Source organism: Candidatus Nomurabacteria bacterium (assembly GCA_023898625.1).
GTDB lineage: Bacteria > Patescibacteriota > Saccharimonadia > Saccharimonadales > JAGQNJ01 > HK-STAS-PATE-36.
In genome coordinates this window covers 407141-420572 of sequence record CP060231.1, presented here as the reverse complement: position 1 = coordinate 420572, position 13432 = coordinate 407141, and the positions used below count along the sequence as shown (strand labels likewise).

Sequence of the window (13432 nt, the reverse complement as noted above, 5' to 3'; positions counted from 1 at the left end):
GAGCTAAGATCGGAGCTGAAGCTGGAGGCGCTGAGAACATACCATCATATCCGTAACATTGCTAGTATTCCAAGAGCTAAGATCGGAGTTGAAGCTGGGCGCTAGAACATACCGCTCATAGTAACATTGAGTATTCCAAGAGCTAAGATCGGAGTTGAAGTTGGAGGCGCTAGAGAACATATAGCTCATATCCGTAACATTGCTAGTATTCCAAGAGCTGAGATCGGAGTTGAAGCTGGAGGCGCTAGAGAACATATAGCTCATATTCGTAACATTACTAGTATTCCAAGAGCTGAGATCGGAGTTGAAGCTGGAGGCGCTAGAGAACATATAGCTCATATTCGTAACATTACTGGTATCCCAAGAGCTGAGATCGGAGTTGAAGTTGGAGGCGCTAGAGAACATATAGCTCATATCTGTTACACCAGATAGATTCGGTGCATCAGTAGCAGGAATTGTTAAATTAGATGCCCCTTCAAATGCATGAGCCATTGACGTCCAAGGGTTTGTTCCCCATTGTTCAATAGTTAGGATTTTGTCATGGTCGGTTGTTCCATTGAAGTATATCCTAGGGAAGGTTCCGGTTATCTTAACTGTGTAGGTTCCTGGTGATGAGTAGGTGTGGGTTGAATTTCCGGTTTGGTTAGAGCTGGTGGTGGAGTCTCCCCAGTCTACGTTATAGTTGTAGGTTTCTCCTGAAAAGGTAGGTATAGTTATTTGGTTGCTTCCGCTGACTCCTGGATTGTCTGTCTTCCAGGTAGTGATGAATTCAGTTGAACCAATAGAGCTACAATCTTTACCACTATCATTAATAGTCCAGGAGTGGTTAGTGATAATACTCTGTCTTTGTGTTTCTGAGTTACAATACTTACTAGTACCAGCATCAAAGGTTAGATAGTTATGAAGAGATTGAGACGACCATCCTATTAATGTATTGTCGTAGTTGGAAACAGAAAGGCCAGAAGTATTGCCAAATAGGCCAATACTAGTAACACTACCTATATTCCACTCACCTAAAGATTGGTTAAAACTACTAGCCCCTAAGAACATTGCACCCATATTAGTAACGTTTCCAGTATTCCAATCGCTTAATGGTTGGTTAAATTGAGTAGTAGCCCTGAACATATAACCCATATTCGTAACATTGCTGACATTCCAATTATTTAGGGGTTGATTGAAAGTTGTAGCACTATCAAACATAAATCCCATATCTGAAACGTTATTAACACTCCAACTATTCAACGACTGATTGAATGAGGATGCATTAGCAAACATATTTCTCATAGACGTAACGTTGCTAGTATTCCAATCGCTTAATGGTTGGTTAAAAATAGGGTTCCTCTGAAACATACCAGTCATATTTGTAACACTACTTGTGTCCCAATTATTGAGTGGTTGATTGAATTGGCTTGTTAGTCTGAACATATTGCTCATATTCGTAACATTGCTGACATTCCAATTATTTAGTGGTTGATTGAAAGGTACGTGACCAGTTGGCCCTATTGGTGGCGTATCTCGTTCCCGCTCCCATCCAAACATATAACTCATGTTAGTAACATTGCTAGTATTCCAAGTGCTGATGTCCGCATTGAAGGCGGCTGACTCCCTAAACATATCCTGCATATTAGTAACGTTTCCAGTATTCCAATTATTTAATGGTTGGTTAAAAACTGTCGAATCCTCAAACATACCAGTCATATTTGTAACACTACTTGTGTCCCAATTATTGAGTGGTTGATTGAAGGAATTGGGCGCAAACGACCATTGTGGATTTAATGTTAGTGGTTTTTTACCGAACATATAGCTCATGTCTGTGACATTACTGACATTCCAATTATTAAGTGGCTGATTAAAGGAATTCGCATGACTGAACATACCAGTCATATTTGTAACACTACTTGTGTCCCAATTATTGAGTGGTTTATTGAAGGCTGTTGAAGCATTAAACATATAGCTCATATTCGTAACATTGCTAACATTCCAATGATTGATGTTTGAATTAAATCCAGACGCGCATGGTTGAAGTAACATATTAAAACCGTGGCATAGGTTTGCACCAGAAAACATATAACTCATATCTGTAACATTACTCAAATTTGGTGCATCAATAGCGGATATGGTCACATCATAAGAATTATTAAACATATAAACCATGCTATTCCATTGCATATTACCCCATTGAATAATATCCATGGGGGTAGGCTGATCTTGCGCTGTCCCACCACTAAATATCGTGTGAGGCAAATAACCAGTTATGCTCACTACATACTCACCCGAAGAAACATAATTACAATCCGCAAGTACTGATACATTTATAAATTCATTCGTGCCGTCGTTATTACAATCTACAGTAAAGCTTCCAGGAATATCAGGGTGATCTGAATTATGTATATAAAATTTTCCTGAACTAACCATATTAATTTTAAACACAAACTCATTCGGACTATACGTCCCATCATACGTCACGCTATTATCCGTACTCGTGCTGGCTTGATTGGTCCCACTCCCACCATTGACCGCACTGACTAACTCCTGTCCAATACTCGGTACGATGGTCCCGGCTCCAGTAGCTTGGATTCTGACTTCATAGGTAGTTTTGTTGAAGGTTCCAGCTTCGGTGATGGATTGGATAGTTTGACCTGGGGCTGTACCACCTAATGTAATGTCTGTATTAGTGAAGGTATTACTGTCTATGGCTTCACTGAATACTACAGTGAATACAGAAGTGTAGGAAGGGTTAGGATCTGTTGTTCCTGTTTTTTGATTGATGGTTACTGTTAGGGTTCCGGGGTCTGCTTTACTGAGTGTTCCTATATAAGCTAGTACTGGTATGGTGAGTATGATGAGGAAGAGATAGAAGGAGGCCCAAAAAGGTAGTGGTAGTTTGGATAGTAGGGCTTTGGGGTTTAGTTTCATATTAATGAATTCGTATTTATCTATAGATTAGTTGTTATATACTACTAATTCGTTAATTAGTTGTTGAGATAAGGTATTCGTGATGAATACAGGGTGTTACATATGATGTATGTAAGTATGACTTACTACGACTTGTTGGTACCACTCAACTACTTAATGTACTGAGTATTATTGTACTGGTTATGGTTAGGGATTGGAAGAGGCTATTTACGTTTTTGAACCATGAAGGTTATGCGATAAGAGAACATTGGTATTGTAACAACCTTGATGTGATGCCAAAAGGTGTATTTAACATTCGGATCAATTTCTTGCAAAGGCCTTTTATGTCTGATTTGATCGACTTTCAACCAAACAATCAATAATAGAATAGGCAAGCCAATAATAAGAGCCGTAACAGTCAACACACCAACAGAAAAGCTACCGTCTTCTTGTACCTGAGCTAGTATTTGTATGTTAGGCAATGTCATCAACACTAACTATACCTGTTTTTATTCACAATTTCTCGGTTTCTTGACATGAGTTTAATATTGAGGTCAATTCTATTGTAGTTTTTGCATTCATTAGCCGTTCTCGTAACTCTTTCGCTCCGTCAAAACCTTGAATATATACTTTACAAAATTTATTCAGGGTAGGAATGCGCCTCTCGTTATTTTGCCAAGTGCTTGCGAACAGTTCCACATGTTTGCGATACAAATCTATTCTCACCTGTTTTGTTGCTTGACTCCAATCAGAATTATCCATAAATACTTTTGGGTCGCTAAATACACCTCGACCAATCATTACTCCATCTAACTTATGTGATTTAGCGAGTACAAGACCTTGTTCCCGTGATAAAACATCTCCGTTTCCAACCAACAACGTAGAAGGGGAGATTGCATCCCGCAAAGCCACTATTTCGTCCATTAACTCCCAATGTGCTGGTACCTTAGACATTTCTTTTGTAGTCCTTAGATGAACTGTTAACATGTTAAGTTTTTGTGATAGCAGAAACTCTATCCAGCTCATGTCTATCGTTGTAAATCCTACACGTGTTTTAACGGAAACAGGGAAGGAGTCTTGTGAAGCCTGCTTAACTGACTCGATAATCTGCCCTGCCAATTCTCGATTCTCAATCAATGCACTACAGCAACCATTTTTGACTACTGCCTTGTCAGGGCACCCCATATTGATATCAACGCCGTCATACCCCATAGCAATAATATCCTTTGTGGTTTTGTAATAATTTTTAGGGTTTTTTCCCCAAATTTGAGCAATGATTGGATGTTCTTTATCTGCAAACCTTAACTTTGGTAATAGTTTACCTCTGCCAGGACTCTGAAGACCATCAACATTGACAAATTCTGTGAAAAATAAATCTGGAGGAGCTAAATCTGCCACAATCTGCCTAAAAACAGTATCTGTAACATCATCCATGGGGGCAAGAACAAAGAATGGTTTTGGTAAGTTGGCAATTTTACTGTTCATCATCCAAAAATTGCTGGTACTTTGTCAACTCACGCTCTATTAATCCTATCGAACTTTGCACCACTAACCGCCTTTTGCGCGCATAACGTCGTGCCACCGGAACGTAACCACGCCAATAACTATATCGGTCTTTGTGTTGCCCAAAAAGTTGATACTTTAGTGCTTTCTGGGCATCGGAAAATTGTTCTTCAGTCCATCCACCCGTTGTAGCTACAACATCAAGTGCATCAAAAATTGCTTCTTCCGCAGTAAGTATCAACGGTGACATTACCCCAATAGAATAGTGAGCATAATAACCGGTGCCACGAGCACTATATATCTCAGACTCTATCATCTTAAGTGCTGTTTCCTTTGTTTTTAGTTGGTCAAATAACCCACTAGCCCTCTTAAGCTGGCTTGTCAATGCATGCCCAGACGCTCTTTTTGATGCCAAATCAACAGCTTCTTTATCCATATCATTTTGGCGAGCTTTCTTTACTCCAACTGAAGCAGTACTGGCGATATGAATCGGACTCTTTGTTAATACCTTGTACTCCGCAGCCGGGAATATCACAGGGCCTCGAGCTGTATCGATATCACGATCTGTCTTGCCTTCTGGGACATACAATCCCGCTTCAAGAGTTAAGGGTTTTAGATACTCGATAAAGTCTGGGTTTACCCCTGCTTCACTTAAATTTCTTGCTTCAGCAAAATACTTTATAAGTCCACTGGTAGAAATTCGCCTTTCAAGGTCAAGTCCTTCTACTTCTGGTGGTTGTGGTGTTGGTTCGAACTCAAACGAACCTTGTCCTGGAATTTGGGTCATAAGCTAATCAATTTATCTTCGTCTTTATTTCCAATTAGTTGGACGCCCATCTTTGCCAGGCAGTTCTCTGACATCACTAGGCTTAGGTGTAACCGAATACCCCCTATCATCCTCAGCTTCTTGGTTCAATCGCCGGGCTTCTTTTCTGGATATTGGAGCACGTGGATCGACTTCATCTGTATCAAAATGTAAATGAGTATCTCTCAGGTCACTTTCATTGATATAGGGTGCTCTTGGGTCTAGTTCTGGCTCTCCCTGTGGGACAACAACGTCACCGTCTTCGTTTTCCACCCAACCAGGGCCACCATTATACTCTTCGCTCATAACAAATATTATACCATGCTTTCAAATATTTTGCACAATATACAAATAACACCCTTAGTAAAAAGGGTGTTATTTGTAACACTTAAGTTTGCTTCTTAGCCTTTTTTAACAGTCAAGAAACCATTTCGTGGGTTTTCATTAACTGTGTATCCGTCTGGCAAATCTGTGCCTTCTGGTCGTTCGTCTTTGCTAAAGTAGTAAATTCGTTGTTGTTTGCCACCACGCAATGTAACTTCTTTAGTGTTTAGGTAGTATGTTACACCTTTGCTGTTCGTGTGCTTGTAAGCCATTTATTCTTCTCCCTCTTTAGGTTTACATTAGTACCCCTAACATACTCTGTTACCTTTGGTGTTGTCAACTATTTTTTCATCTAAAACTGTACATACTACAGCGACTAAAGGCCATAATCAGGAATAAACAGAGGTGGCTATAATTTTTCCCTAAAAAATGAAGTCGTACTATGTATAATTTATACAACGTTTACGCTTATCTAAATATCTTTAACCATGGCCTTAAACCAGCGTTCTGTTAAGAAGCGAATCAAAAATAATGCCAAAAATATTCCCGACAGTAGTAAGCTCCAGCCAGCTAAATCTGGTGACCATGCAGGGCTCACAAAATCAAACTTAAACAGTGCGTCAGGAATTTTAGATACTTCATTGTTTGCACTATGATCAGCTATGTATTGCTGAACGCACGGCACTCTACCTTCTCGCAATGACCCCTGGCCAAAACGTTGTTCGCAGTATGCTTGAGCGTCAGAATAGACTTGATTACTGTCGGCAGACTTTTTCTTCTCTGCTTCTACTAACCGCTCGTATCGATATTTTAGCTGTATAGGCTGTTGAGTGGCTCCATTTGAAAGTCCAGCATTCATATGGGAATAAATATGCTTACGAAGTATGCGAAGAGCAGACTCGACATCACCATTTTGCTTATCTTTCTCGACAACTGCTTCTCTTAACTCAATTGACTTTAGGTTATTTTGTCTAACAGCTGTTGCACCAATTATTAAAAATATCACAAACAGACCAAAAAAATACCATGTATTAACTAGCTCAATACGTCTCCAGATTTGCTTAAGATGACGTTTATTCATATCTCTTATGTTAAACCTTTTTGGTCTAACCTGGTAGACTAAATGTATGCATATTTTCTTTTCTGCTATTGGTGGAACAGCAATTGGCCCACTAGCCTTAATCGCAAAACAGGCTGGCTATCAGGTTTCTGGGTCAGATAAACAAGATTCTGATTATATTAAATACCTAAGAAGTCATGGCATTGATAATATTAATATCGGACAAAGTAAAGACCAAATAGACCAAGTTAACTCAAAAAATCCAATTGATTGGTATGTTTATTCGTCGGCAGTAGCTATCGAAAATCCAAATTCACCAGAATTTCAATTCGTAAAAGAAAAACATATTAAGTCTACTAAGCGTGATCAATTATTGAATCATATTATTAAAGAAAAAAACCTCAAACTAATTGCTATTGCTGGTACTCACGGGAAAACCACCACCACAGCTATGACTATTTGGGTACTAAAACAACTAAAAATCCCAGTCAGCTACTCTGTTGGCGCTAAAATAGGCTTTGGTGAAATGGGTGAATTTAACCCCGATGCTAAATATTTTGTGTATGAAGCAGACGAATTTGATCGTAATTTTTTGAACTTTAAGCCTCATATTAGTATTATCAGCGGGATTGACTACGACCATCCTGATATCTATCCTACGCGTGATGAATATTATCAAGCATTCAGGCAATTTATAAACCAATCTTCTACCACTTATATTTGGAAAGAAGATGCAACAAAACTAAATATTAATCCTTCAGATAAATTATTTGTCCTCAACAAAGAAAATTGCGCAAGTATAGCTCAAAGGTTACCTGGAAAGGTTAATCGAGAAGATGCTCAAATTGTAGCCAACGCATTGTCTCGCATCGAAGATTCACATGACATAAAACAGTTGTCTGATGTGCTCAATGAGTTTCCTGGTGTATCACGCCGTTTTGAAAAAATATCACAAAATATTTATAGCGATTACGCCCACACCCCAGAAAAAATACGAGGTGCAATCCAAATAGCTCAAGAATTGGCAGGTAATAACTTTGTGGTAGTTTACGAAGGGTTACACAACACCAGACAGCACTTTATCAAACAAGAACTAAAGCATCTTTTTGATGATGCTAAAATTACCTACATTGTCCCTAGTTACCTAGCACGAGAAGATGAGTCACTTGAGCTTCTTACTCCACAAAAACTCGCAAAACATCTAGCAAATCCAGATAATGCAGTACCCTCAGAATTAAATGATGATCTCAAAACTATGATTTCTCAACATGCAAAAAATGGTGATTTGGTACTTTGTCTCAGTGCTGGAGGCGGTGGATCGCTTGACGAATGGCTACGCCGAGAATTTTAAGTTTGAGTGGTCTTATCGATTATCACCTGACCCTTTAGTCACTCCACGTTTTTTGCGATCAGCTAGTTTAGCAACGTTCAATTCCATAACTTCGTTAAGTGACAGCCCTAAGCTGTGAGCCAATAAAGCTACATACCACACAACATCACCAAGCTCCTTTTTTATTTCTAGCCTATCATCATCTGTAATCTCGCCATCATTATAAGCAACTATTTTCTTCCATTTCTCAATAACCTCACCCGCCTCGCCAGCAATACCCATTGCCCATATAGTTTTATCCATCAATGGATCTTTATTGAATATTGCTGTTGTTAGTGCTCGCTTTTGATATTCATCAAATGTCATGATCTATAACCTCTCCTGTTTGTTCATTTATCCTAGTCTTGCCTTGGCGCAATATCTCTATGACGTCATCAACTACCCGAATCACCGTTGATGGTTGGCCATTATTTGGCCCACCATCGACATAAAAATCAACTTTATTACCAAAATATTGTTTCGCCTCGTCAATATTAGTAGCTGGAGGTTTTCCAGGCGCGTTGGCGCTTGTTGTTAATAAAGGCCCTGTTACACTTAATAGTTTTGTAAGGTTAGGGTCGTTAGGTATTCTTACAGCCAATGAAAACTTACCTTGGTGCAAATACGGCAAATTTGGGCCGGTAGGAATGACCACACTCACCGACCCCGGCCAATACTTATTAACCGCCTGTAGATATCTTCTTTTTAGACCCAATTCAACCAGCTGATCAATATTTTGAGCTATTACAGTACCCGGCTTATTTTCTCTGTCCTTTAGTTTATATAGCCTGCTAACCGCATCAGCATTATTAGCTTTGGCTACAAGCCCATACAACGTGTCTGTTGGTAGCACTCCCACACCTCCATTCAGGATCGTTTTATAAGCTTCTTCAATTGATATAAAATCTTTTGACACTTTAGTGTATTATACATATAAGACAATGTGGGAAACAGCAATTAATAATTTAGGAACAAGAATTAATGAAGTCTGGCATTTGTTAATTGACTGGGCTTCGGCACACTTAATACAAATATTGATTATTGTTATTGGTTCTGAAATATTATTGCGCGTTTTAAACAAAGCGGTAAGCAAGGTTCTTCATAAACTAACATACCGCCCAGACCTATTCCCAACAGATGGGGACCGTAAAAAAAGACTCAAAACTCTGGACAGCCTAATCAACGCCAGCCTAAGGTTGGGTATCTTTATTATTGCTACAGTTATGATTATTAGTGAGCTAGGCATAAATACTGCTCCACTTATTGCAAGCGCAGGAGTAATTGGTGTTGCCTTGGGTTTTGGTGCCCAAAATTTGATTCGAGATTTTATGAGTGGATTCTTCATCATCACAGAAAATCAATATCGAGTCGGCGATACAATCGAAATTACTACAAATATTGGTGCCGCAAAAGTGTCTGGCACTGTCGAATCTATAACTATTAGAACCACAACATTGAGAGATATAGACGGCAGGATTCATCATATACCAAACGGAAGCATCATGATTGCTTCTAACATGACTATGCATTATGCAGGATTCAACGAAGAAATAGTTGTCGATAAAAAGACAGACATAGACAAACTTGAACACATCATCAATCACGTAGGCGAAGAATTAATTCATGACACAAAAATTGGAGCAAAGATTATTCAACCACCATATTTTGATCGTGTTGATGCTATTGATTCAAACGGAGTTCGAGTTAAAATATTTGGTAAAACTGCCCCGGGTGAACAATGGAGAATCCGAGGAATCTTCTATAAAAAACTACTCCCTGCTCTGGAAAAAAATCATATTAAACTTGCATCCTCAGAAAATATACCCAAGTGACCTCTTTTAATGCTTTAAGAAGTTTTCAGCGATAATTTGTCCGTCTTCAAACCTTGGGCGAAACAACTCGTCTCGTTTAAGGACTTTGATCAATGCTGAACCAATAACAAAACTTGGATGCAGTACGTAATCTACCTTATGTGGCAAAGGCTGATCGAGACGATCGACTCTAACCCCCAAGGTTTGATACCCTTTTCTTCCAAATACATATTTTGCCACCCCTACGTCAGCAACCGGTCTATCACCAATTATTACCACTTTATCTACAGATCTGGCGATATTGTCTGCTACTTTTTTAAACATATCGCCTTTGTACCAGCGAGCTTTTTGGGTATGTATTGATATGTCTGCAGTCAGCGTAGCGTGTCGTTCTTCCATTAATTTTGCGTCTGGACAAGCTGATACTAAAACTAAACTTCCTACTGATTCTAAAGCTGGCAGAACGTCAGGATATGCATTACTAGTACCGTGCTCAAACAATGTTCCATCACAGTCACTTATAACTGTTGATCCTTCTAAAGACGGCAATTCTTCGAGTGTTTCTATTTTTATATCGTAAAATGACACAATGCTAATACTAGCACCTAATTATAAAGTTTTGAATAATCTTAGTGAATATTACAATCCTAAATTACTATCACTGACGTCGTTAGACGGAAAATCCTGAGTGTCGTTTTGTGAATTCAATTGTTGATCAATTTCTTCAACTGTTTGATCAACACCATCTGGTGTTGCCTGAACCGTAGATGAATCAGTTGTTGTCTCAGTTGGTTGAGTTTCAGCTACAGGTTGTGGCTGTGGCTGAGAAGCAGGTTTCCTGTAAACAGCCATGTAGTAATAAGCTCCGGCTCCTGATAAACCAACAAATAATAGAACGAACAAACTAATTATCAATCCTTTTTTTGATTTCTTAGGCTTATTCATTGCAATATCTTGTTGACTAATTTGTGGAGATTGATCGAACGCGGTACTTGTGTCCATGCGTGGACGAGTATACTCCATAGTTGCAGGTCTAGTTTGTTGACTACTGGGTGTAAATACTGACGTGGGCCTGGCTTGTGGTGAGGGAGGCGTTTGTGTAGGTCGCTGAATATCCATTACTGGCGTGACATTATTCTGTTCTTTATTGGGTTGCATTTGTTGCCCCTCCTGATGTAGGTGTTTGACTATTCTCGGCTGCACTGCTCGCCTTTTGTTGGGTCTGTAAATCATCTTTAGTTTGCTTGAGGGTTGTTTTAATTACATTGTTTATATATGCTCTTATGTCGCTAACTTCTTGTATTAATTTAGTGTAGCTTATCCTGGCACTCTCTAAAGATGCCTTCATTGCAAGAGGGTCATTTGCACAATCAGCATTCGATGCATCTTCTGTAGCTTGTTTGAAAGCTTGGAGGTCTGTGGCAAATGTATCGGTTTTGGTTTTTAGTTCTTTGCTTTGAGCTTCTAAATCTGTAGTAGTAATATTCTTTGCTTTTAGTGCAGTTGTTAAGTTTTCTAGTTTTTTATTGATCTTATCATAAGAAGCAACACGTCGCTCCTGAACCTTTCCGGCTTTTTCACTAATAGCCTTGAGCTTAGATTGCGCAACGTCACAACGAAGTTTTAGTTTGGTTAAGTCTGATTTTGTAGGTTGTGTTTGCAACTTTGCTTTGTACTGCTCAACCCTTTGTTGAAGAGTATCTTGTTGAGCCACAACTTGAGCGTCGATAGTTAAAGTCTGTGCCAAAAACATCGGCAGAACAACCACTACTGGCAAAACAACGAGTATAATTAGTGCTTTGAAGTATCTATTCATTAAATATTAGCTACCGTAAGCACTATTGTATCACAAACATACTAATTAAATCCAAGTGAATATTTAACGGTAATAATACCATCGATCAATACCACTGGTTTTGGTAACGTCTCTGATTTTCTTTGCCTCTCCACCATCTAAACTAATAGCATAGTCAGCTGATTCCTGATCAGTACTAATGCGATATATGGCAACTTTATCGCTCAGCCAAAGAATTGGATACGTTAAACCACTTTGTGTTTTTATAACTTTATCTTCTTTTGAATTTGTGTCGTATGTTAGCAACGTACCCTTCCCATCGCGCTGATCTATCCAAAGACTTTTCTTTTTCTCTGGCCCATCAATATATACTCTTGTGATTTGGCTTACGGGTGGTCCGTTAGAGGCAAGAACCTTACCACTAGTTAAATCATACTCGTACCAGTCTTTATCTACAGAAAACATTAGAGTGTCGTAGTCGGTTCTAATAATATTCCAGACCTCATTATCAAATAACACCCTCTGGTCTTCACCTTTGCTATTAACCTTGAAAAATCCCTTTTTGGATCCTTCGAATGCGGATGAAGGGGCATAGTATATGTCGTCACCTATCATCAATAAATCGTTAAAATAATTGCTCTGAGCAATCTCCTTGCTTTGACCGGTGTCGGAATTATAAGTTATCAGTCTGTGCCGACCAGGAGTGGAGGCACTAGCTCCATCGGCAATTTTGACATAAACAAGTTGATCACCAGACCAACCTATCACTTGTATTTTTTCAGATTTAGTAATTGGCTCAGTGGAGACTGTATCACCCGTAGCATCAATCAGCGTCAAGGTGCTAAGCAAAAAACCATCTTTATTTCTAGTATTTTCACGAGTACTAACTAGTGCTGTCATATCTTTATCGGCATTTGGCACTAAACTAATGTCATCTGTTTCATAACCTGTACCACTAAGCAATAATTCTTCATTCTTACCATCTAAATCTACTTTATACACATCATACTTACCCGACCGTTTGCTGACAAAGATATGCTTCCTGGCTGGAACCATTAAAATTTCTTGGGCTTCTTTAGATTCGGTTTGTTGATTGATTTCTTCACTTCTTCGACCATCGGCATTGATTGTGATTTTTATCGTATCCTCTCCTGGTTGATCAATGGTTAATACCGCTTTGCCATTTTCATCCGAGAAAGCACTATATTCACCACTAACAGCTTCTGCCTTTTCTATTGGTTTACCTGATAGATAGTCCTTAATGTCGAAAGTATATTGAAGGCCAACTGGTTTTACATTTTGCTCGCCTAAAGGATTACTCCCCCAACCGATAGTAATATCAGAAGTACTTTCTGCAAAAGCTCGCTTGTGAATTATTAGTTTTGTATTTCCTAGTTTTAAGTTATCGAGCTTGGCCACTCCTTCTTGTCCAGTCTTAGATTCCACACTACCAATCTTCACACTAACGTTTTTTAAAGGTTGCCCCGTACTACTGTCCAGCACCTTTATGGATGCCGAACTACGTACTCCAACATTATTGAGTACAAAGTATCTTGATTGTGGCAAAATTGCCACCACCATAACAATCACAGCAGAACCAATAATTATACCCCAGCGTTTTTTGGGGTTTCTCCATAAATCTTTTATTAACCTCGTAATTTTATTGCCAGAGTTAGGAGTATTATCCTCGATATTATCTTTAGATTCTATTGGTTCACTTGACAAACTGTCTTGGTCATCTAGTAACTCGTTATTTTCTTGAAGCTCAATGTCTTCAATGTCATCTTCTAGATTTATCTTATCTTCGTCATTTTGATCTTGCATATATTCCTCTAGCGCTTATTATACCAAATCTGCTAGACGACAAACC

15 protein-coding genes are annotated in these 13432 nt (G+C 38.9%); 2 read left to right on the top strand and 13 right to left on the bottom strand.

The genetic code is table 11. From position 1 onward, the window contains the following. Window positions 1-3 precede the first annotated feature (3 nt). The 7 genes from H6793_02185 to H6793_02155 all read right to left on the bottom strand — a co-directional run bounded on the left by H6793_02185 (window position 4) and on the right by H6793_02155 (window position 6608). Complete coding sequence (locus H6793_02185) at window positions 4-2916, bottom strand: BspA family leucine-rich repeat surface protein (protein ID USN95952.1); 2913 nt, start codon at window positions 2914-2916, stop codon at window positions 4-6. A gap of 203 nt (window positions 2917-3119) precedes the next feature. Then, window positions 3120-3383 (bottom strand): hypothetical protein, encoded by a 264-nt coding sequence (locus H6793_02180; GenBank protein USN95951.1) that lies wholly within the window; start codon window positions 3381-3383, stop codon window positions 3120-3122. A 25-nt stretch (window positions 3384-3408) separates the two neighbouring features. Beyond that, complete coding sequence (locus tag H6793_02175) at window positions 3409-4383, bottom strand: tRNA-dihydrouridine synthase (protein USN95950.1); 975 nt, start codon at window positions 4381-4383, stop codon at window positions 3409-3411. After that, complete coding sequence (locus H6793_02170) at window positions 4370-5185, bottom strand: hypothetical protein (protein ID USN95949.1); 816 nt, start codon at window positions 5183-5185, stop codon at window positions 4370-4372. Before H6793_02170 ends, H6793_02175 begins: the two co-directional genes overlap by 14 nt. A 24-nt stretch (window positions 5186-5209) precedes the next feature. Beyond that, the gene (locus H6793_02165) at window positions 5210-5509 is read right to left on the bottom strand and encodes a hypothetical protein (protein ID USN95948.1); all 300 of its coding nucleotides are present in this window, start codon (window positions 5507-5509) and stop codon (window positions 5210-5212) included. A gap of 95 nt (window positions 5510-5604) precedes the next feature. Continuing rightward, window positions 5605-5799, bottom strand: coding sequence for a hypothetical protein (locus H6793_02160; GenBank protein ID USN95947.1), 195 nt, complete (start codon window positions 5797-5799; stop codon window positions 5605-5607). Between the two features lie 200 nt (window positions 5800-5999). Beyond that, window positions 6000-6608 (bottom strand): hypothetical protein, encoded by a 609-nt coding sequence (locus H6793_02155; GenBank protein ID USN95946.1) that lies wholly within the window; start codon window positions 6606-6608, stop codon window positions 6000-6002. Between the two features lie 46 nt (window positions 6609-6654). Here H6793_02155 and H6793_02150 point away from each other — a divergent pair, with 46 nt between their 5' ends. Beyond that, window positions 6655-7938 (top strand): hypothetical protein, encoded by a 1284-nt coding sequence (locus H6793_02150; protein ID USN95945.1) that lies wholly within the window; start codon window positions 6655-6657, stop codon window positions 7936-7938. A 12-nt stretch (window positions 7939-7950) separates the two neighbouring features. Here the strand turns inward: H6793_02150 and H6793_02145 are convergent, their stop codons facing one another. Together H6793_02145 and H6793_02140 are read right to left on the bottom strand one after the other, a co-directional pair. Further along, on the bottom strand, window positions 7951-8283 hold the full coding sequence (locus H6793_02145; GenBank protein ID USN95944.1) for a nucleoside triphosphate pyrophosphohydrolase family protein: 333 nt from the start codon (window positions 8281-8283) through the stop codon (window positions 7951-7953). Next, window positions 8273-8872: a threonylcarbamoyl-AMP synthase gene (locus tag H6793_02140; protein USN95943.1), complete on the bottom strand. Its 600-nt coding sequence runs from the start codon at window positions 8870-8872 to the stop codon at window positions 8273-8275. The genes H6793_02145 and H6793_02140 overlap by 11 nt, the downstream gene beginning before the upstream one ends. Before the next feature lie 25 nt (window positions 8873-8897). On the opposite strand from H6793_02140, the gene H6793_02135 reads away from it, so the two are divergent. Continuing rightward, window positions 8898-9788, top strand: coding sequence for a mechanosensitive ion channel family protein (locus H6793_02135; GenBank protein ID USN95942.1), 891 nt, complete (start codon window positions 8898-8900; stop codon window positions 9786-9788). A 6-nt stretch (window positions 9789-9794) separates the two neighbouring features. Here the strand turns inward: H6793_02135 and H6793_02130 are convergent, their stop codons facing one another. From H6793_02130 to H6793_02115, 4 genes are all read right to left on the bottom strand, one after another. Continuing rightward, window positions 9795-10355 (bottom strand): hypothetical protein, encoded by a 561-nt coding sequence (locus tag H6793_02130; GenBank protein ID USN95941.1) that lies wholly within the window; start codon window positions 10353-10355, stop codon window positions 9795-9797. Between the two features lie 51 nt (window positions 10356-10406). Beyond that, entirely contained in the window at window positions 10407-10925 is a 519-nt protein-coding gene (locus H6793_02125; protein ID USN95940.1) for a hypothetical protein, read from the bottom strand. After that, complete coding sequence (locus tag H6793_02120) at window positions 10912-11583, bottom strand: hypothetical protein (protein USN95939.1); 672 nt, start codon at window positions 11581-11583, stop codon at window positions 10912-10914. Before H6793_02120 ends, H6793_02125 begins: the two co-directional genes overlap by 14 nt. Window positions 11584-11646: 63 nt before the next feature. Beyond that, window positions 11647-13386 carry a hypothetical protein gene (locus tag H6793_02115; GenBank protein ID USN95938.1) on the bottom strand — a complete coding sequence of 580 codons (1740 nt, stop codon included), beginning with the start codon at window positions 13384-13386 and terminating at the stop codon, window positions 11647-11649. Window positions 13387-13432 lie beyond the last annotated feature (46 nt).

Coding starts and splice junctions, on each gene's coding strand:
- H6793_02155 (USN95946.1), bottom strand. CDS start 6,608: ATGAATAAACGTCATCTTAAGCAAATCTGGAGACGTATTGAGCTAGTT.
- H6793_02120 (USN95939.1), bottom strand. CDS start 11,583: ATGAATAGATACTTCAAAGCACTAATTATACTCGTTGTTTTGCCAGTA.
- H6793_02165 (USN95948.1), bottom strand. CDS start 5,509: ATGAGCGAAGAGTATAATGGTGGCCCTGGTTGGGTGGAAAACGAAGAC.
- H6793_02125 (USN95940.1), bottom strand. CDS start 10,925: ATGCAACCCAATAAAGAACAGAATAATGTCACGCCAGTAATGGATATT.
- H6793_02135 (USN95942.1), top strand. CDS start 8,898: ATGTGGGAAACAGCAATTAATAATTTAGGAACAAGAATTAATGAAGTC.
- H6793_02160 (USN95947.1), bottom strand. CDS start 5,799: ATGGCTTACAAGCACACGAACAGCAAAGGTGTAACATACTACCTAAAC.
- H6793_02150 (USN95945.1), top strand. CDS start 6,655: ATGCATATTTTCTTTTCTGCTATTGGTGGAACAGCAATTGGCCCACTA.
- H6793_02115 (USN95938.1), bottom strand. CDS start 13,386: ATGCAAGATCAAAATGACGAAGATAAGATAAATCTAGAAGATGACATT.
- H6793_02185 (USN95952.1), bottom strand. CDS start 2,916: ATGAAACTAAACCCCAAAGCCCTACTATCCAAACTACCACTACCTTTT.
- H6793_02175 (USN95950.1), bottom strand. CDS start 4,383: ATGATGAACAGTAAAATTGCCAACTTACCAAAACCATTCTTTGTTCTT.
- H6793_02170 (USN95949.1), bottom strand. CDS start 5,185: ATGACCCAAATTCCAGGACAAGGTTCGTTTGAGTTCGAACCAACACCA.
- H6793_02145 (USN95944.1), bottom strand. CDS start 8,283: ATGACATTTGATGAATATCAAAAGCGAGCACTAACAACAGCAATATTC.
- H6793_02180 (USN95951.1), bottom strand. CDS start 3,383: ATGACATTGCCTAACATACAAATACTAGCTCAGGTACAAGAAGACGGT.